This is a genomic window from Mesorhizobium sp. B2-4-14, from assembly GCF_006442155.1.
In the GTDB taxonomy this organism is placed as follows: domain Bacteria; phylum Pseudomonadota; class Alphaproteobacteria; order Rhizobiales; family Rhizobiaceae; genus Mesorhizobium.
The window spans coordinates 116,669-135,463 of sequence record NZ_VFVA01000005.1 but is presented as its reverse complement, the minus strand read 5'-3'; the positions used below and the strand labels follow the sequence as shown (position 1 = coordinate 135,463).

19 protein-coding genes are annotated in these 18,795 nt (G+C 63.1%); 7 read left to right on the top strand and 12 right to left on the bottom strand.

Going from position 1 to position 18,795, the window contains the following annotated elements:
• Positions 1-5: 5 nt before the first annotated feature.
• From FJ938_RS06795 to FJ938_RS06775, 5 genes are all read right to left on the bottom strand, one after another.
• Positions 6-830 (bottom strand): carbohydrate ABC transporter permease, encoded by an 825-nt coding sequence (locus tag FJ938_RS06795; protein ID WP_140692302.1) that lies wholly within the window; start codon positions 828-830, stop codon positions 6-8.
• Between the two features lies 1 nt (position 831).
• Complete coding sequence (locus tag FJ938_RS06790) at positions 832-1,746, bottom strand: sugar ABC transporter permease (RefSeq protein ID WP_140692488.1); 915 nt, start codon at positions 1,744-1,746, stop codon at positions 832-834.
• A 29-nt stretch (positions 1,747-1,775) separates the two neighbouring features.
• Complete coding sequence (locus tag FJ938_RS06785) at positions 1,776-3,044, bottom strand: ABC transporter substrate-binding protein (protein WP_140692299.1); 1,269 nt, start codon at positions 3,042-3,044, stop codon at positions 1,776-1,778.
• Positions 3,045-3,197: 153 nt separating this feature from the next.
• Positions 3,198-3,686: a GNAT family N-acetyltransferase gene (locus FJ938_RS06780; protein ID WP_140692297.1), complete on the bottom strand. Its 489-nt coding sequence runs from the start codon at positions 3,684-3,686 to the stop codon at positions 3,198-3,200.
• 5 nt (positions 3,687-3,691) lie between these two features.
• A complete protein-coding gene (locus tag FJ938_RS06775; protein ID WP_140692294.1) occupies positions 3,692-4,642 on the bottom strand; it encodes a lytic transglycosylase domain-containing protein in 951 nt (316 codons plus the stop codon).
• Between the two features lie 181 nt (positions 4,643-4,823).
• Here FJ938_RS06775 and FJ938_RS06770 point away from each other — a divergent pair, with 181 nt between their 5' ends.
• Positions 4,824-5,393: a methylated-DNA--[protein]-cysteine S-methyltransferase gene (locus tag FJ938_RS06770; protein WP_140692291.1), complete on the top strand. Its 570-nt coding sequence runs from the start codon at positions 4,824-4,826 to the stop codon at positions 5,391-5,393.
• A gap of 11 nt (positions 5,394-5,404) precedes the next feature.
• Here FJ938_RS06770 and FJ938_RS06765 read toward each other — a convergent pair whose 3' ends face one another.
• Positions 5,405-5,734: a hypothetical protein gene (locus tag FJ938_RS06765; protein WP_140692289.1), complete on the bottom strand. Its 330-nt coding sequence runs from the start codon at positions 5,732-5,734 to the stop codon at positions 5,405-5,407.
• Between the two features lie 274 nt (positions 5,735-6,008).
• Here FJ938_RS06765 and FJ938_RS06760 point away from each other — a divergent pair, with 274 nt between their 5' ends.
• On the top strand, positions 6,009-6,221 hold the full coding sequence (locus FJ938_RS06760; RefSeq protein WP_015316174.1) for a cold-shock protein: 213 nt from the start codon (positions 6,009-6,011) through the stop codon (positions 6,219-6,221).
• A 468-nt stretch (positions 6,222-6,689) separates the two neighbouring features.
• On the opposite strand, the gene FJ938_RS06755 is transcribed toward FJ938_RS06760, so the two are convergent.
• The 3 genes from FJ938_RS06755 to FJ938_RS06745 all read right to left on the bottom strand — a co-directional run bounded on the left by FJ938_RS06755 (position 6,690) and on the right by FJ938_RS06745 (position 9,136).
• Positions 6,690-7,298 (bottom strand): glutathione S-transferase family protein, encoded by a 609-nt coding sequence (locus tag FJ938_RS06755; protein ID WP_140692286.1) that lies wholly within the window; start codon positions 7,296-7,298, stop codon positions 6,690-6,692.
• Between the two features lie 99 nt (positions 7,299-7,397).
• On the bottom strand, positions 7,398-8,246 hold the full coding sequence (locus FJ938_RS06750; protein WP_140692283.1) for an EAL domain-containing protein: 849 nt from the start codon (positions 8,244-8,246) through the stop codon (positions 7,398-7,400).
• Positions 8,243-9,136, bottom strand: a complete 894-nt coding sequence (locus FJ938_RS06745) for an EAL domain-containing protein (protein ID WP_140692280.1) — start codon at positions 9,134-9,136, stop codon at positions 8,243-8,245. The genes FJ938_RS06750 and FJ938_RS06745 overlap by 4 nt, the downstream gene beginning before the upstream one ends.
• Positions 9,137-9,348: 212 nt before the next feature.
• Here FJ938_RS06745 and FJ938_RS06740 point away from each other — a divergent pair, with 212 nt between their 5' ends.
• The gene (locus tag FJ938_RS06740) at positions 9,349-10,551 is read left to right on the top strand and encodes a pyridoxal phosphate-dependent aminotransferase (protein ID WP_140692277.1); all 1,203 of its coding nucleotides are present in this window, start codon (positions 9,349-9,351) and stop codon (positions 10,549-10,551) included.
• Between the two features lie 42 nt (positions 10,552-10,593).
• Here FJ938_RS06740 and FJ938_RS06735 read toward each other — a convergent pair whose 3' ends face one another.
• Entirely contained in the window at positions 10,594-10,989 is a 396-nt protein-coding gene (locus tag FJ938_RS06735) for a cupin domain-containing protein (protein WP_140692274.1), read from the bottom strand.
• Positions 10,990-11,237: 248 nt separating this feature from the next.
• Here FJ938_RS06735 and FJ938_RS06730 point away from each other — a divergent pair, with 248 nt between their 5' ends.
• The 3 genes from FJ938_RS06730 (at position 11,238) to FJ938_RS06720 (ending at position 16,041) form a co-directional block, all read left to right on the top strand.
• Positions 11,238-12,767: an EAL domain-containing protein gene (locus tag FJ938_RS06730; RefSeq protein WP_140692272.1), complete on the top strand. Its 1,530-nt coding sequence runs from the start codon at positions 11,238-11,240 to the stop codon at positions 12,765-12,767.
• A gap of 190 nt (positions 12,768-12,957) precedes the next feature.
• Positions 12,958-15,009: an elongation factor G gene (locus tag FJ938_RS06725; RefSeq protein ID WP_140613118.1), complete on the top strand. Its 2,052-nt coding sequence runs from the start codon at positions 12,958-12,960 to the stop codon at positions 15,007-15,009.
• 804 nt (positions 15,010-15,813) lie between these two features.
• Positions 15,814-16,041, top strand: a complete 228-nt coding sequence (locus FJ938_RS06720) for a hypothetical protein (protein ID WP_181165765.1) — start codon at positions 15,814-15,816, stop codon at positions 16,039-16,041.
• Positions 16,042-16,070: 29 nt separating this feature from the next.
• On the opposite strand, the gene FJ938_RS06715 is transcribed toward FJ938_RS06720, so the two are convergent.
• Positions 16,071-16,967, bottom strand: a complete 897-nt coding sequence (locus FJ938_RS06715; RefSeq protein ID WP_140692270.1) for a LysR family transcriptional regulator — start codon at positions 16,965-16,967, stop codon at positions 16,071-16,073.
• A 90-nt stretch (positions 16,968-17,057) separates the two neighbouring features.
• Positions 17,058-18,032, bottom strand: a complete 975-nt coding sequence (gene trxB, locus FJ938_RS06710; RefSeq protein ID WP_140613116.1) for a thioredoxin-disulfide reductase — start codon at positions 18,030-18,032, stop codon at positions 17,058-17,060.
• Between the two features lie 254 nt (positions 18,033-18,286).
• On the opposite strand from trxB, the gene FJ938_RS06705 reads away from it, so the two are divergent.
• Positions 18,287-18,766: an Lrp/AsnC family transcriptional regulator gene (locus tag FJ938_RS06705; RefSeq protein ID WP_140613115.1), complete on the top strand. Its 480-nt coding sequence runs from the start codon at positions 18,287-18,289 to the stop codon at positions 18,764-18,766.
• Positions 18,767-18,795: the final 29 nt, after the last annotated feature.

Below are 18,795 nucleotides of genomic sequence, written 5' to 3'. Positions count from 1 at the left end.
GCTCCTCACCCCTTGACCCCGCCGGCGGTGAGGCCGGAGACGATCTTGCGCTGGAAGATCAGCACCAGCACGACTAGCGGCACGGTGACGATCACCGATGCGGCCATGATGTTGCCCCACGGGATTTCGAACTGCGAATTGCCCGACAGCAGCGCGATCGCCACCGGCACGGTTCTTTGCGCATTGTTGGAAGTGAAGGTCAGCGCAAAGAGGAACTCGTTCCAGGCGCCGATGAAGGCGAGCAGCCCGGTGGTCGCCAGCGCCGGTCCCATCAGCGGCAGGAAGATGCGCGTGACGATGATCCACGGTGTCGCGCCATCGAGGATCGCCGCTTCCTCGACCTCGACCGGCAGGTCGCGCACGAAAGTGGTGAGCACCCAGACGGTGAACGGCAAGGTGAAGATCATGTAGGAGAAGATCAGTGCGAACAGCGAGTTGTAGAGGCCGAACATGCGGACAATCTCGAACAGCCCGGCAAGCACCGCCACCTGCGGGAACATCGAGACCGACAGGATCGCAAGCAGCAGGGCCGAGCGGCCACGGAAGCGGATGCGCGCCAGCGCGTAGGCGGCGGTGACGCCGAGCAGCAGCGACAGCGCAACGACCGCCCCGGAGACGACCAGCGAGTTCACGAGATTGCGCACGAAGGCGCCTTCGGTCAGCACGTTGCGGTAATTGCCGAGGCTGAAGGTCTTCGGCCAAAGGCCGGGCTCGAAGAGCTCGGTTCCGGATTTCAGGCTGGTGACGATGGCGTAGTAGAACGGAAACACCGCGACGAAGACGATCACCAAGACCAGCAGGTAGAAGGCCGCGCGCCGCACGATCCACATCTCAGCGGCCTCCTTCCAAGCTGATCCGGCCGATCCGGATATAGGCGATCGTGAGCAGGGCGAGGATCAGGAAGAACAGGGTCGAGGCGGCCGAGCCGTAGGCGAATTTGTCGAACTCGAACAGGTTCTCCCGTGTGAACACCGACATCGACTTGGTGTTCACATTGTTGGGCGTCAGCACATAGATCAGGTCGAAAATGCGCAGCGCGTCGAGCCCGCGAAAAATCACCGCCACCATCACCGCGGGGCGGATGAGCGGCAAGGTCACCCGCCAGAAAATCTGCCACGGGTTTGCCCCGTCGAGCCTGGCGACTTCGATGATCTCGCCCGGCAGCATCTGCAGCGCGGCAAGGATGAGCAGCGCCATGAACGGCGTCGTCTTCCAGATGTCGACGATGAGTACGGCCGTCATCGCGGTGTCGGGGCTGGCGGTCCAGGCGATCTTGTGGCTGATCAGGCCGAGATCGACCAGCACGACATTGATGATGCCGAACTGGTCGTTGAGCATCCACTGCCACATCTTGGCCGAGACGATCGTCGGGATCGCCCAGGGGATGAGGATCGCCGCCCTGACGATGCCGCGGCCAGGAAAGCTGGCGTTGAGCACCAGCGCCACGATCGTGCCGAGGACCGTCTCGCAAGTCACAGAAATCGCCGCGAAGCGCACGGTGTTCCAGACCGCGCTCCACCAGACCGGATCGACGAGCAGCCCGTCATAAATCACCCGGCCGCTCGGCAGGCGCAGCACCGAGAGATAATTGTCGAAGCCGACGAACTGGCGGGCGTCGAGGTCCGCCAGCGAGGCGTCGGTGAAACTGAAATAGACAGTGCGGATGAGCGGCCAGCCGGCAACGGCGGCCAGCACCAGCAGCATCGGCGCCAGGAACAGCCATGCCGAGCGCACGCGCTGCGCCATCAGCCGCGAATGCCTGACAGGCGCAACGCTCACCAGCCTTTGCCTTTCAGCTTGGTCAGCCTCGCTTCGAGGTCGGCCAGATTGTCGGCGCCGCTGCCTTCGCCGGAAAGCGTGTTGTGCACGGCCGTCCAGAACTGGCTCGATGCCTCGTTGTACTTGATCTTGACAGTCGCGGAAGGACGCGGCACGGCGTTGAGAAAAATCTGCTTCCAGCGCGGTACGATCGGCTGCTGCCTGGCAATGTCGGCATCGTCATAGAGCGCCTGGATGGTCGGCAGGTTGGACGTCTTCAGAGTCCGGTATTTCTGCATTTGGGGCGAAGCGATGAACTTGACCAGTCCGATCGCCGTGTCCGGATGCTTCGAATATTTGGAGACCGCGAGATTCCAGCCGCCCAGCGTCGCGACCGGCCGGGCGCCCTCGCCAGTGCCTGCCGGCAAAGGCGCCACGTCGAACTTGCCCTTGATCGGCGAGTTGTCGCTGTTGCCGAGCGCATAGGCATAGGGCCAGTTGCGCATGAAGACGGCATTGCCGGTCTGCCAGACGCCGCGCGATTCCTCTTCCTGATAGGCGAGCACGCCGGGCGGCGAGATGGTTCCGATCCACCCCCTGACCATATCGAGCGCCGGCGCCGCTTTAGGGTTGTTGACCGATATGGTGCCGTCCGGCTCGACGATCCGGCCGCCGCCACTGGACATCACCCATTCGAGCGCATTGCAGGTCAGCCCCTCATAGGCGTTGCCCTGGAAGACGAAACCCCAGATATCCTTGTTGCCGGCCGCCCGCTCCTTGTCCATGACCAGCCTGGCGGTCTCGGCCAGCTCCTTCCAGGTGGCAGGGACCTTGGCGCCATATTTGTCGAGCAGGTCCTTGCGGTAATAGAGCGCCGGCGCATCAGTGAAGATTGGCAGCGCGACCAGCCTGCCGTTGACGGTCTGCGACTGGATGATCGACGGGAAATGGGCGCCGACCACATCCCTGGTCGCTTCGGTGAGATCGACAAGCTGGCTGGCGAGCTGCGGCGCCCAGATGACGTCGGTCTGATAGACGTCGATATCGCTGTTGCCGGCGGCAAGCCACAGCCTGTACAGGCCGAACTGGTCCGTCGTCGACGGCGGCAGGACGACGATGGAAACTTTGTTACCGCTCTCTTTCTCGTAACGGTCGAGGATCTCGCGAAGCACCTTGATGCCGTTGCCGGTGTCTCCCGACACGATCGACAGGTCGACCGCGTGGGCTTGAGCGACTGCCAGGATGCTGCCAACCACAAGCGCCAGAAATGCGTGGAAAGGCTTCACGGCGGGTTGGGTCTCCCTTTGGAGCCGGACACCTCCCACGCGTCGGCAGCTCGTCAGCTATCCCCCTGCCCCTGAATGCGAAGCCGTGCTTTCGGGTTCCCAGGCTTTAACAAAGAACCCCTGAAGCGCGTCGCCATTTCAACGCGATGCGCTTCAGCCTTCCCAGTCGACCTCGAACATGCCGACCCGCTCATAGAGCCGCACGGCGGCGGCGTTTTCGACCGTGTTTGTCTTGAGATCGACGTGGGTAGCGCCGCGGTCGCGAAAGGCGGCGAAGGCCTGCCACATCAGCGCTTCGCCAATGCCTTTGCCGCGCGCCTCGGGATGAACGGCGAGATTCTTGATGAAAGCGCTCGTCCAGCATAGTGCTGCCGCCGCCAGCCGGCCCTTGGCGTCGATGACGAGAAAACAGAGATCCGGATCGAATTCGAGGTCGCCTGATATGCGCGGCCACCAGTCGTCGAATGGCTCGTCGGCGCGGTTCTCGAACACGTCGCCCAGTAGCGCATGCAGGGCCGGCGCGTCGCCGTGCCTCAGACAGCGCATGACGAAGCCATCCGGCCAGTGCGGTGTAACCAGCGTCTCGTCGAGGATCTTGCGCAGCCGGATGTCGTTCGGAGCCGGCGGGCGCGGTTCAGGCATCGCGCTCAGGCGTCGGGCTGCCGCTTGCGGTCGGCGCCAAGGCCCGTCGCCTCGAGCAGACCCTTGCGCTTGGCGTCGAAATAGTAGCCGGTCTGGTAGAGCCAATCGGCCTTCTTGGAATTGCCGCCGGCCACCAGCCAGGCGCCGCGCAGATATTTGACCGCATATTTCAGGTTGGTCTCGGCGTCGAACAGGCCCTTGGCCGGCCCGTCGTAACCCATGCCGCGCGCCGTCGCGTGCTTGATCTGCATAAGCCCCCAATGGCCATTGTTATAGGCCTTGGGGTTGTAGGTGCTTTCGCGATTGACGACATGGCGCACCAGATCGACCGGCACCTCGTAGAGGGCGGCATATTTGATGATCAGCCGGTCGACGTCGCCGCGCATGCCGGTGGCATGCTCCTCTTGCTCCGGAGCAACCGGCGCCGACGGGAACTGCACCAGGGCAGCCGGGTTCTGCGGCAGCATATAGGCTACCTGCTGCACGCCGGGCATTTTCTGGCCGGCGCTGGCGGTCGCCGGCACGATAAGCCCGGCGGTCGTGTATGCCTGAGCCGCCTTGATTGGCTGAGCCGCCTTGAGTGGCTGACCCGCTTTGGCCGGCGGTGGCGCCTGCCAGGCATTGGCCGTTATCACGGCGGGTAAAGCCGGCGCCGCCGGCGTCGCTCCGGCAAAGGCCGCGGTTGCGGCCGCGGGTTGGGTGGCTGGATCGAGAGCTGGCGTGGCCGCCGCGCCGGGTGTCAATTCGGCCGTTTGAACGGGCTTGATGCCCGAGGATTGCGGCAGCACCGAAACCGTTTCCGGCAGTGGTATGGTGAAGCCGGCATCGCTGCCTGCCACGGTCGCGGTTTCGGTCAGGGACGGCGCGGCTGTCATCTGCGAGGTCGAGGTGCAGCCGCTCATGCCGGCCGCCGCCACGATCACGCCGATCGCGATAAGGATCTGTTTTGCTGGCAAGCCGCGCTCGGGTCCGGTTTGTCGGGTTGTTAAGATTTCCCTTACACCAGCGATTCCTGGGTAGCAATCAGGGCCATCCGGTGGTTTTCGGGTGGCGAGACGTGAGGGGTGATGCCATATTGTTCCTGATATGTACCGGCAGGAATCCCGGATTTCGCCGCTTTGCGGAAAGGAGTGCATTATGGAAACGACAGCTTCGATCACAGCCGGCCACGCAGTGTTAGAAACAGTGATCGGTTTCATGGGCATCGCCTGGAGCAAAAAGGGCCTGATCCGGCTCTGCCTGCCCGAACGCAGCCGCGAAGCAGTGGAGCGGCGGCTGATGCGCCATGCCGGCGTTTCCGCCTCCACGGCCCAGCCGCCATGGGTGGTCGACCTGATCGCCTCGATCAAGGCTTATGCCGCGGGCGAGGATGTCGATTTCACCGATGTTCCGGTCGATCTCGACGGTGTCGACGACTTCCGCCTCGCCATTTATGACGCGGCGCGCAAACTCGGCTATGGCGAGACCACCACCTATGGCGAACTGGCCAAGCGCGCGGGCCACGCCGGCCTGCCGCGCGAGACCGGTGCGGCCCTTGGCGCCAATCCGGTGCCGCTGGTCATTCCGTGCCATCGCATTCTTGCCGCCGGCGGCAGGATCGGCGGCTTCTCGGCGCCCGGCGGCTCCGTCACCAAGGAAAAGATGCTGGCCATGGAAGGCGTGCGCGTCGGCCCACCGCCGCCCGCGCAGGTGTCCTTCGGGTTCTGAACCGTCGTGGCCTAGGTATTATGGAAGAAGCGTCGGCGGAAATGCCCGTCATTGTCCGGCCGCTTGCAGTTATAGACCGGGCAGGATTTCGTGTCGGCGCTCGGCACATAGGCGCGCGTCCTCACCTCGCCGATGGTACAGAACTGCTGGCTCTGCACATAGCGGTCGTAGAGCGGTAGCCCTGGAACACGCGTCGACTGGTAGCGCAGGATGACCGCGCCTTGTCGCGCGATCGTCGCTTGGACCTTGCCGCAGCTCATATGCGTCGGGTCGTAGCGAGAGATTGCCTGCGCCTCGGCGGCCACGAGCGTGAGGCAAGCGGCAAGCAATATGGTTTTCATGGTTCTTCCCTGATCCGCAGCCAAGGACGGCGCGCCACCTGCCGCAACGGTTTCACCGGATTAGGCCGGCCTTTGGGCGGCGTTCCGATCACGGCTTTCTCACACAGTCTTGTTTTTGGTGCGAAAGCATCCTATATCAGCCCCATTGATATTTCGGCCGATCGATCCGGGCCTCGCGATCTTCGCGTTTGCTGACGTCTATCTCCAAAATCTCGATGCACACCGGCTGGACCTCGGTTCAGTCAAACTAAAGCAAATGTGAAGGACTATTTTTATGGCAACTGGAACGGTCAAGTGGTTCAACGCCACCAAGGGCTTCGGCTTCATCCAGCCTGACAGCGGCGGCGCGGACGTTTTCGTCCACATCTCGGCTGTCGAGCGCGCTGGACTGTCGACCCTGGTCGAAGGCCAGAAGATCAACTTCGAGATCGAGCAGGACCGCCGCACTGGCAAGTCGTCCGCTGGATCTCTGAGCAAGGCAGCCTGATTTTGCGAATGGCGCGCGCCGGGCGAGAGCTCGGGGCGCGCGGCAAGTCACGGATGTACTGACGGCCGCACGAGAAGCGGGCCGGAGCGAAAAGACCCGACAAGCTGGAACAGCAGATAGCTGCCAGCCCGGACCGGACGCTCCCGATCAGGCTACCAAGCATGGGAAGGCGGGCTTTGTCCCGCCTTTTTGTTTGTCTGGGGTTCAGGCGACGGCATCAATACAGCGTCCTTCTCCCCGTCTCTATACGGGGAGTTGAGAAGTGGTCCGCGCAGCGGACGAAAAGCCAACTGCTTGGCTTTTCGAACGACGAACGCCCGGCAGGGCGATGAGGGGCAGCGAGATGCCCCAGGATTATCCCATTTTGAATCAAGCGCGAAACTATCAAAGGCAGGCGCCGCCCCTCATCTGGCTGCCGCCATCTTCTCCCCGTATAGGGACGGGGAGAAGAGCACCAATCGCCAAATCCTACCCCACCCAGTCAATCGATACGTGCCCTGGATCCGCCTCCACACGGCCAAGCCAAGCCTCGACCGCCGGATAGGCGTCGAGCTGGAAGCCGCCCTGCTCCGCCGTATGCGTATAGGCATAGAGGGCAATGTCGGCGACGCTGAGGGCGCCACCAGCGAAGAAGGCGTTGTTCTCCAGATATTTATTCATCACGCCGAGCGCCTTGTTGCCGCGCTCCAGTGTCACTGACAGCCGTTCCGGCGTAGCGTCCTTGGCCCTCTCGGGATAGGTCAGCAATGCCTTGCGCACGGCGATATAGGGCTCGTGGCTGTATTGCTCGAAGAACAGCCACTGATAGGCAAGCCCGCGCTCGTATCTGTCCGCCGGCAGGAAGCGCGTGCCTTCGGCGAGATAAAGGAGGATCGCGTTGGACTCGGCCAGCCGCCGGCCGTCGTCGAGTTCGAGCAGCGGCACCTTGGCATTCGGGTTCTTGGCGACGAAATCAGCCTTTCGCGTATCGCCGGTGTGCGAGCTCACTTCGACGGTGGTGAAGGCGAGGCCGAGTTTGGCCATCAAGAGGCGCGGCTTGTAGCAATTGCCGCTGTCGATCGTGCTGTAAAGTATCATTGCCGGTCCCCGAAGCGCTGCCTTGTGATTATCGCAGCCCCGGCGTCCTCAACCAATGATTTGTTTTGGCGTGATCATCAGCACCGCTGATGCAAGGTCCTAGCCAAAGAGCGGCACGACATTGTTGTCCCTGCCCAGCAATGCATCGATGGCGAGCGGCTTTTCGTCGAAGATGGTACCGGCCAGCGCCGGCCGGCCCAGAAGAAAACCCTGCACCAGGTCGACGCCGCCTTCGAGCGCGACGCGCAGATGGACGGGTTGCTCAATGCCCTCGACCAGAACCTTGGCGCCGCGGTCGTGCAGGCTGGACACCAGCGGGCGGAAGAACCGCTCAGCAGCAGTGTGGCGGCAGAATTCCGCGAACCAGCCGCCATCGATCTTCACGATATCGGGCCTGAGCAGACTCACCCGCTCCTCGGTCGAATGGCCGGTGCCGAAATCGTCGATGGCGATACGGATGCCGTCGCGCCGCATTTCGCGCACCAGCCGGGCCAGAAGCGCGTCATCCGCCGCCTGCTCGGTGATTTCGCAGACCAGCATGCTAGGGGCGAGGTCGAGCTCGTCGAGATGCCTGCTCATCAGCCGGATCTCCGCAAGCGCCCGCTCCGGATGGTCGTTGACCACCGGATTGTAGTTGAAGAACAGATCGAGCCCGTCGACGCCGATGTTGTGAAAATTCCGCAAATGCAGCGCCCGGCACATGGACTCGACAAACAGCCGGTCCGGCGATGCAACGCTCTCGAAGAACATCTGAGCGGACGCTGGCTGGCCGGCACGGCGCGGCTCGACCAGGCCCTCGACCGCCACGGCCTGCAAGATGCGGCCGCGCGGGGCGAAGATCGGCTGGTAGGCGCTGCGCAGGCGGAAATCGCCATGGACACCATATTCGATGCCGACCTCGTCGACGAAGATCGCATCGTCGACATTGCGCCGCCGCTCCGGGCTCATGGTGACGTCCTGCGCCCGAAGGCCTTCGCCGGTCGTGCTGTTCGCGGCGTCGCCGTCGCAGGCTCCACCCCGGCGGTGGCGGAGACGGTTTCCTCCCCGGCTTTGCCGAAGGCGTGGAAGCTGGTCGGCGCCAGTTCGGGGCGCGCCAGCACATAACCCTGGACCATCGAGGCTCCCGATTTCTCGGCGAGATCCAGTTGCCATCCCTCCTCCAGGCCCTCGAACACGGTGCGAATGGCTTGCTCCTCGAAGCTTTTCACCATGGCGGTCAAGAGCGCGAAGCCGGCGCCGGACTCCATCAGTTGCGTGATCCAGCGAGCGTCGAACTTGACGATGTCGGGCCTCAACTCCTTGATGCGGTTGATGTCGGAATCGTCGGCGCCATAGTCGTCGACGGCGATGCGAAAGCCGTTGCCACGCAATGCCGCGACGAACTCGTACAAAGTCTCCTGCGATGCCGATCGCTGCTCGGTCACCTCGCACACGACCCGGCCCGGATCGATGCCGGCCTCGTGCAGCACCAGCCGCATTTCGCGCAAGGCATTGTCGGCGACCGCCCGCTCGGTGAACACGGACGGATCGAAATTGATGAAGATCGACGCCTCCTGCGGCAGGCAGGCGCCGGCATTGAGCAGATGCAGCGTCCTGGTCAGCGCCTCGACATGCAGCCGGTCGGCGGCCGGACAGGTCGAAAAGAAGGTCATCGGCGATTGCGGTTCGCCATCGCGAAACGGCCGGATCAACCCTTCGAAGGCGACGACCAACAGCTTGCCCTCCTTGAAGGCGAAGATCGGCTGGAAGGCGCTTTGCAGCGTGTAGATGCCCCAGACACCTGACGAGGTGCCGTCATCATGACGGATGATATGGGCAAGCCCGATGCTGCGCGACAAGGGTTCCTCGCTCCGCGACTGGCGAAATTGGATTGCGATCCTGCCATGCAAGCCTCTACCTTGTGTTAATGAACTCTCCGTTGATCACGCCTCATTGACCGCATCGCCATAGCTGGCCCAGCCGACAATGCTTGCACTTGGCGGCAGCATGCGACATGAGAAGCGCCGCGGCCGCTCCTGGCCGCGCCGATCCTTTGGAGAGACAAAAGGTCATGGCCTTTCTTGCCGACACCCTTTCCCGCGTGAAGCCTTCCGCCACCATCGCGGTGACGCAGAAAGCCCGCGAGCTGAAAAATGCCGGACGTGACATTATTGGCCTCGGCGCCGGCGAGCCGGATTTCGACACGCCCGACAACATCAAGAATGCGGCGATCGAAGCCATCCGCCGTGGCGAGACCAAGTACCCGCCGGTTTCGGGCATCGTGCCGCTGCGCGAGGCGATCGCCAAGAAGTTCAAGCGCGAGAACAATCTCGACTACAAGCCCGAGCAGACCATCGTCGGCACCGGCGGCAAGCAGATCCTGTTCAACGCCTTCATGGCGACGCTGAACCCTGGCGACGAGGTCATCATCCCCCGTCCCTACTGGGTCAGCTACCCCGAAATGGTGGCGATCTGCGGCGGCACTTCGGTGTTTGCCGACACCTCCATCGACAATGGTTTCAAGCTGACGGCTGAAGTGCTTGAGAAGGCGATCACGCCGAAGACCAAATGGCTGCTGATGAACTCGCCGTCCAACCCGTCGGGTGCCGCCTATACTGAGGCCGAATTGCGGGCGCTGGCCGACGTGCTGCTGAAGCATCCGCATGTCTGGACGCTGACCGACGACATGTATGAGCACCTGACCTATGGCGATTTCGTCTTCAAGACCATCGCCGAGGTCGAGCCGATCCTCTATGAGCGCACGCTGACCATGAACGGCGTGTCCAAGGCCTATGCCATGACCGGCTGGCGCATCGGCTATGCCGCCGGTCCAGTCCAGCTGATCAAGGCGATGGACATGATCCAGGGCCAGCAGACTTCGGGTGCCTGCACCATCGCCCAGTGGGCATCGGTGGAAGCGTTGAACGGCCCGCAGGACTTTATCGCCAAGAACAAGGCGATCTTCCAAGGCAGGCGCGATCTGGTTGTATCGATGCTCAATCAGGCGCGCGGCATCACCTGCCCGTCGCCGGAAGGTGCCTTCTATGTCTATCCGTCCTGTGCCCAACTGATCGGCAAGAAGACGAAAGCCGGCAAGGTGATCGGCACCGACGAGGCCTTCTGTTCGGAACTGCTCGAGGCCGAAGGCGTCGCTGTGGTGTTCGGCTCGGCCTTCGGCCTTGGCCCCAACTTCCGCATCTCCTACGCCACATCGGAGGCGCTGCTGGAGGAAGCCTGCACACGCATCCAGCGCTTTACGGCATCGCTGACCTGATCAGATAGGCCTGAGGAGGCGGCCGCCGTCCGCGGTCAGGACTCAGCTGCCATACTGCTCGCCGGAAACCGCTTCCAGCCAGTCGACATGGACGCCGTCGAGTGCCTCCTGCATGGCGATATGCGTCATCGCGGTTTTCGGCCCGGCACCATGCCAGTGCTTCTCGACCGGGGCGAACGAGATGGTATCGCCAGCCCTGATCTCCTGGACCGGGCCGCCCCATGCCTGGGCAAGCCCGGCGCCCGAGGTGACATGGAGCGTCTGGCCGAACGGATGCGTGTGCCAGTGGGTGCGTGCGCCCGGCTCGAAGGCGACCAGCGTGGCCCTGAGCCGCGCCGGCGCCTCCGTCTCGACGATCGGCGTCTGCAGAACCCGGCCGGTGAAATACTTTTCCGGCGCGATAATGGTCGGCACGCTGCCGCAAGCAATGATCTTCATCGTCTGGTCCTGAAACTGGTGGTGAACCGACCGACGGCAAATGCCGCTGCTGATCGAGGCGAAACACATTCTCGGCCGATATCGGCCGGCGCGCAACCGGCGGTTTCGCCCAGGTGAGGAAGATTCCGGTTTTTTCTCCTTAACCATGAATTGCCCCCGCATGGAGCCGAGAGGCGAAATGACGGCGAATTCAATGTCTTCTTAACGGCTGCGCACTAGCCGTGAGCCTGCATCGCGGGGGCTGGCGGATGAGCATACTGGCAACGATCAAGAACCACAGCGGCCGGATCTACCGCGGCATCCAGGCGCTGCTTGTGCTCAGCATCGGCGCGGCAGCGCTTGGCGCTTTCAATATCTCGCGGGACCTGCCGCCGGGCTGCGCCTTCGCCGTCTCGATCCTGGCCACGAGCCTCGCTTTGCTGGCGTTGATGTATATGCGCAGCAGCGTCGTCCATCGCTTGCGGTCGGCGGAGGCGGCAGAGGCGGAAAAGCATCATTTCCTGACCAGGGACGCGATGACCGGGGCGATGACAAGGCGCTATTTTCTCGAAGCGCTGCGCGACAGCCTTGGCACCATGCGCGAGCGGCGCGAGGCAACCTTGCTGCTGATCGACCTCGACCATTTCAAGCAGCTCAACGACACGTTCGGACATCAGTTCGGCGACCTCACCCTCATGCATCTGGTCAAGACCGCCGAACGCATCTTTGCCGGCAGCATGGTCGGGCGCCTCGGCGGCGACGAATTCGGCGTCATCATCCCGCACGCAGACCTCAACGCCATCAACAAGAATGTCAGGCAATTGCTGGATGCCATGCGGGCGGGCAAATCGCATGAAGGCAAGATCATTCCGCTCTCCATTTCGCTCGGCGTGGCGCTGGCGCCCGCCCATGCCTCGAACACGACGGAACTGATGCTGGTTGCCGACCTGGCGCTCTATGAAAGCAAGGCGGCCGGCCGAGGCCGCGTCACCGTGTTCGACGAGGAGATGCTGTCCGACAAGCGTTACCGCCGTCTGGTCGAACGGGAATTGCGCGCGGCGATCTATCTCGGCGAACTCGAACTGCACTACCAGCCCATCGTCAACCCGGACGGTTCCACCCATGCCTTGGAGGGGCTGATCCGCTGGCGGCACCCGGTTCGCGGCCTGATCTCGCCGGCCGAGTTCATTCCGATCGCCGAACGCTCGACCTTGATCGACATGCTCGGCGAATGGGTGTTCAAGCGGGCTTGCGCCGATGTCGGCTATTTCCCCGGGCGCCGCATCTCGATCAACGTCTCCGGCGAGCAGCTCAAGCGCGACGAAATCGTCACCATGTGCGACCGCGTGCTGAAGGAGACCGGCCGCCCGGCGGCGCAATTCATCATCGAGATCACCGAGACGGTGGCGACCGCGGCCACGCCCGAGATCCTGCGGCGCCTGGAAGCCTTGCGCGGCCTCGGCTTCCACATCGCGCTCGACGATTTCGGCACCGGCCATTGCGGCTTCAACTATTTGAAGGCCTTGCCCATCGACATCATCAAGATCGATCGCTCCTACATACGCAGCCTCGCCCATGACCAGGTGGCGCAGATCTTCGTCTCCGCGCTTGGGCAGATCGCGCGCATCCAGGACGTCACCATCGTGGCGGAAGGCGTTGAGACCGCGGAAGAATTCGCGCTGGCCAAGGCGGCGGGCTGCAACCGCTTCCAGGGCTATTATTTCGGACGGCCGACGCCGCGCGACAAGCTTGCTCCCGTTCGCACCGTCAATGCCGACCCCCTGGCGCTGAGCGCCTGACGCTGCCCGGATTCCTATTTTCCTTGCCCTGCCGGCAAACAAGTGGGACGATGCTTTTGGGCAGGTGGCGCTTGAAAAGAACCCCGCCCGCGACGGTCGAACAGGCCGGCCGCCGCTCGGGACCGATTGACCAAGCCTGAACCATGAATGCCAGTCGGTCCTACGGGAAACGCCTGAGTGGAGGTCAGTCATGGGTAATCGCGCCGGAGGACGACGCACGGGACCGAAATGCATTGCCATAGTCGGTCCCTTCGCAAGCGGTAAGACGACACTTCTAGAAGCCATATTGGCCCGCACGGGCGCCATCCCCCGCCAGAACCCGGTTTCCTCGGGCAGCACCGTTTCAGACCATTCGCCAGAGGCACGCGCCCACGCCATGAGCGTCGAGGCGACAATCGCCACCACCGAATTCATGGGCGAGCAGTTCACCTTCGTCGATTGTCCCGGCTCGATCGAATTCTCCTTCGAGGCCGAGCCGGTGCTGGCCGCCTGCGACGTAGCAGTGGTCGTGGCCGAAGCCGATGAGAAGAAGATCCCCGCCTTGCAGCTCATCATGCGCAAGCTCGACGATCTCGGCGTGCCGCGCATCCTGTTCCTCAACAAGGTCGACAAGGCGGTAGCAGGCGTGCGCGACACGCTGAAGATGCTGCAGCCGGCAAGCTCGGTGCCGCTCCTGCTGCGCCAGATTCCGTTGCGCAAGGACGGCGTCGTCATCGGCTCGATCGATCTGGCGCTGGAGCGTGCCTACATCTACCGCGAATATGCCGAAAGCGAGGTGGCTCAGATACCGGGCGACGACAAGGCGCGCGAGCTGGAGGCACGCTTTTCCATGCTGGAGACGCTGGCCGATCATGACGATCAGCTGATGGAACAGTTGCTCGAGGAGATCGAGCCGCCGAAGGACGCGGTTTTCGACGATCTGACCGCCGATCTTCGTGACGGCGTGGTGACGCCGGTGCTGATCGGCACCGCCGAGAAAGGCAATGGCGTGCTGCGCCTCCTGAAGGCAATCCGCCACGACGCGCCCGACATCGAGGCGACCCGCAAGCGGCTCGGTGCCCCTGATGGCAACGCCACACTGGCCCAGGTGATGAAGACCATCCACACGCCGCATGGCGGCAAGCTGTCGGTGTCGCGCATCCTGTCCGGCCAGGTCGCCGACGGCCTGGAGCTCTGGCTGCCGGGCGGCGGCACCGCCAAGGTCTCCGGCATCTACAAGATGCTGGGCAAGGACCAGGTCAAGCTCACCGCCGCCAAGGCTGGCGATACAGTGGCGCTCGGGAAGCTGGACGACGTCAAGACCGGCCAGACGCTGACCTCGGCCAAGGGCGGCACCAAACAGCTGTTCGATGTCGAGCCGCCACAGCCGGTCTTTGCCTTTGCGCTGCGCCCCAAGGAGCGCAAGGACGAGGTCAAGATGTCGGCCGCCATCCAGCGGCTGGCCGAGGAGGACCCCTCGCTCAGCCTGCGTCACAACCAGGACTCGGCCGAGACGGTGCTGTCCGGCCATGGCGAGATGCACCTGCGCGTCGTGCGCGAGCGGCTGGAGGGCAAGAACCAGATTCCGGTCGAAGGCCATGCGCCGGCCGTGCCCTATCGCGAGACGATCCGCAAATCGGCGCAACAGCGCGGCCGCCACAAGAAGCAGTCCGGCGGCCATGGCCAGTTCGGCGATGTGGTGATCGAGATCAAGCCGCTGCCGCGTGGTTCCGGCTTCCAGTTCACTGACACCATCACCGGTGGCGTCGTGCCGAAGACCTATATCCAGTCTGTGGAGACGGGCATACGCGATTATCTGAAATCCGGCCCGCTCGGCTTCCCCGTCGTCGACATCGCCGTCAACCTGTCGGATGGCTCCTACCACGCGGTCGATTCGTCCGACATGGCCTTCCAGATGGCAGCGAGGCTGGCGATGAAGGAAGGCATGGCCGCCTGCTCGCCGGTGCTTCTGGAGCCGGTGATGAAAGTGGAGATCGTCACGCCGTCGGACGCCACTTCCAAGATCATCGCGCTGATCCCGCAGCGGCGTGGCCAGATCCTCGGCTATGACGCGCGGCCCGACTGGCCAGGCTGGGACGTCGTCGAGGCGACCATGCCGCAGGCCGAGATCGGCGATCTGATCATCGAGTTGCGTTCGGCAACCTCGGGCGTGGCCAGCTATCGCGCCGCCTTCGACCACATGGCCGAACTCACCGGCCGCCTCGCTGACGAAGCGATGAACACCAACGGCAAGGCTGCCTGATTCTCATCCAATGCACGTCGCCCAAAAGTGCGCAGCGTTTGGGCGACGTGGATGAAACAAGACCTCAAGCGCGTCGCTCTGATGCGAGGCGCTTTGGCGCATCATCCGTTTTGTTCGGGGGACAAAACCAAAAACGACGCCCGGGGGGCCGGACGCCGTTTTGTTTGCGGACCGTTTTCTTGGGAGGAGAAACGGCAGGTCCGCCGCATGTGCAGTTGCCGATCTTCGGCGGAAAAGGTTCGGACGCGGTAGCCGCCTGAGCCCGGCCGTCCGAGTGATGCCCCCATCTCTCGTCCGAACCACACCGCGTCCTATCATCTACTTAGCAGGTCGAGGATGGCCTTGTCATGTTACCAGAGGTTACATGACACTGTTACGTGGCAATTCCGGCGAACTTTTCCGTCACCATGGTGGCATCCGGGCAACAAAAAAGCCGGATCAACGAAGATCCGGCTGAGTTTGATTGGAAGTGCCTGTTAAGGCTAACCTCCAGAGGGGAACACTCAAGGGCGCTAATGGGAGGAGAACGCGCCCAAGAGATGATCTATATATGTGCTCATCATGCCCAAGAAACAAGCATCTATTTTGCAACACACGCATGCAAAAAGACACAGGCTGTGGTCTAACCCATTCATGGTGCCAATAGGACCAGCAGATTCGTCAAAATGGAGCACGCAACCGGGCAATTGCCGTCTTGAGAACGTCAATTCCGGACGACTTTGCTCGCAAATGACGAAAAACACCTGATGACCTGGAAAGAGGCAGTGGTCGTTTAATTCTGAGGCAGCCAGGCAAGGACATCCAATGCGCCCCTTTTCGGCGATCGCCGGCAGCGGCATCTTCCTGGTCGCGGCACCCGGCGTGGTCGCCGGACTATTGCCTGGCTCTGCGATCGCTGGGGGCCTGCCATTGTCAGCCATGCCTGGCTTTGTCCCTGCCGGCGGCGTTCTCATCGTTGCGGCAACCGGCGTGCTGCTGCATGCCTTCGCCCGTTTCGCGCTGGAAGGGCTGACGCCCTGGCGGGGCGGATAGACCACCGCCGCCGGCGCTGCCCCCGTGTCCTAGTAGGACCAGCTGCGCGCCTTGGCGATGATGAAATCGCGAAAGACATGCAGCTTCGCCTGGTTCTTCATCGCGTCGGGATAGGCGAAATAGGTGTCGAAGGACGGCACTTCGGTTTCCGGCAGGAGCTGCACCAGGCCTGAGTCCTTGGAGATCACATAGTCGGGCAGCATGGCGATGCCGGCGCCGCCCTGCACGGCGCGCTTGATCGACAGGATATCGTTGATCTGCAGCGTCGGCACACGCTGGCCGCCTTCGAAATCGCCGATCGTCTCCAGCCAGTTCAGCTCCGACAGATGCGAGGGCACCGGCACGCCGAAGGTGACGATGCGATGGCTCTTCAGCTCCGCGATCGAAGCCGGCTTGCCATACTTGGCGACATAGGATGGGGCCGCGTAGAGGTGGAAATGCACGGTGAACAGGCGGCGCTGGATCAGGTCCGGCTGCTGCGGCTGGCGCAGCCGGATGGCGCAGTCGGCCTGGCGCATGGTGAGGTCGAGTTCCTCGTTGGCGAGGATCAGCTGCAGGCTGATCTCGGGATAGAGTTCGATGAATTCCTGCACGCGTTCGGTCAGCCAGCCGGCACCCAGACCCACCGTCGTCGTCACTCTGAGCACGCCGGAAGGCCGGTCCTTGGTCTCGGTCAGACGCGACTTGATGGTCTCGAGCTTCATCAGCACGTCATGCGCCGTGCGGAACAGCATTTCGCCCTGCTCGGTCAGCACCAGGCCGCGGGCATGGCGGTTGAACAACGGCACGCCGACATCATGCTCGAGCGCGCTGACCTGCCGCGAGATCGCCGATTGTGAAAGATGCAATGTCTCGGCTGCGTGCGTAAACGACCCCGCTTCCGCCGCGGCGTGAAACACGCGTAGCTTGTCCCAGTCCAACGCCATGATACCCCTCGTTCTGTTTGGCGTCTGAGTGAAAAATCAGGCTTTTACACGGCGTTTCTAAGCTGATTTTTTAACAATTTTACAAACGGCCTATTCCGCCGCCTCGCGATGCACCTCGATGCCCGCCAGATACTTCTCCGCCTCCAGCGCGGCCATGCAGCCGAGGCCCGCCGCCGTCACCGCCTGGCGGTAGACATCGTCGGTCACGTCGCCCGCCGCGAACACGCCGGGCACGTCGGTGCGGGTCGAATTCGGCGCCGTCCACAGATAGCCGTTCGGCTTCTGCTTCAGCTTGCCGACGAACAGCTCGACCGCCGGCGCATGGCCGATCGCCACGAACACGCCATCGACCCTGAGGTGCGTTTCGGCACCGGTCACCGCATGCTTGAGCTTGAGCCCTTCGACGGAAGGCGGCAACGGCGCCTTGCCGGGGCGCCCGGTGATCTCGTCGACGATCGTGTCCCAGATGACGCGGACATTGTCCTTCTGCAGCAGCCGCTCGCGCAGGATACGCTCGGCGCGGAAGTCCGAGCGCCTGTGGATGACCGTCACGCTCTTGGCGAGGTTCGACAGATAGAGCGCCTCTTCCACCGCTGAATTGCCGCCGCCGACCACGGCGACATCCTTGCCGCGATAGAAGAAGCCGTCGCAGGTGGCGCACGCCGAGACGCCGAAACCCATGAAGTCCTGTTCGGTCGGAATGCCCAGCCACTTGGCTTGCGCACCGGTGGCGATGATCAGCGCGTCAGCGGTGTAGGTCGTGCCGGAATCGCCCTTGGCGCGGAACGGCCGCACGTTGAGGTCGACCTCGGTGATGATGTCGTTGATGATATCGGTGCCGACATGCTCGGCCTGCTTGAGCATCTGCTCCATCAGCCACGGCCCCTGGATCGGGTCGGCGAAGCCGGGATAGTTCTCGACATCGGTGGTGATCATCAGCTGGCCACCCTGCTGCAGGCCGGCGACCAGCATCGGCTTCAGCATTGCACGTGCGGCATAGACCGCCGCCGTATAGCCGGCCGGGCCGGAACCGATGATGAGAACGGGCGCGTGCTTGGTGGTCATTTGAAGCCTCTGCGGGGCAGACAGGGAGTGTGCCTTGGGAAATAGCATGGAATGTCGCGCCTAATGTAAGGGTTGCCAACCATGCCAGCAAGACGAACGGGCCGTCGTCCCCGGAAAGCTTCGGCCCGTGGGGTTATTCGCGCGATGGCCACTTTCGTTACCGGTCAAAAATCGCGTTGATGAGGGCTGGCGCCAACACAAAAGTCGTTTAATTACAAAATCGCGAAAGATTCTTGCGCCGAGCTGAGACAGCCATGCCCCTGAAAGCCGACCTCGACGCCATCGACTGGAAGATCCTGCGCGAGTTGCAGGCGGATGGGCGCATGACCAATGTCGAGCTCTCGAACCGGGTCGGCATTTCGGCGCCGCCCTGCCTGCGCCGGGTCAAGCGGCTGGAGGAAACCGGCATCATCCGCGGCTATCGCGCGCTGCTCAATGCCCCGGCGCTTGGCCTCGACGTCGTTGCCTTCTGCCTGGTCGGGCTGCACCATCAGGCCGATGCCGAGCTTCGTACCTTTGCCGAGCGCACGCGCGGCTGGCCGATCGTGCGCGATGCCTGGATGGTGTCGGGCGAATCCGATTTCCTGCTGCACTGCGTGGCAAGCGACCTCGGCGCCTTCCAGACCTTTGTCATCGAGGAACTGACCTCGACACCGAATGTGGACACGGTGCGCACCGCGCTCACCATCCGACGGGTCAAGGATGAAGGGCTGGTCTCGTTCGAGCGATCGTGAGGCCAGGCGACCGCCTGCGCGCCTGCCCC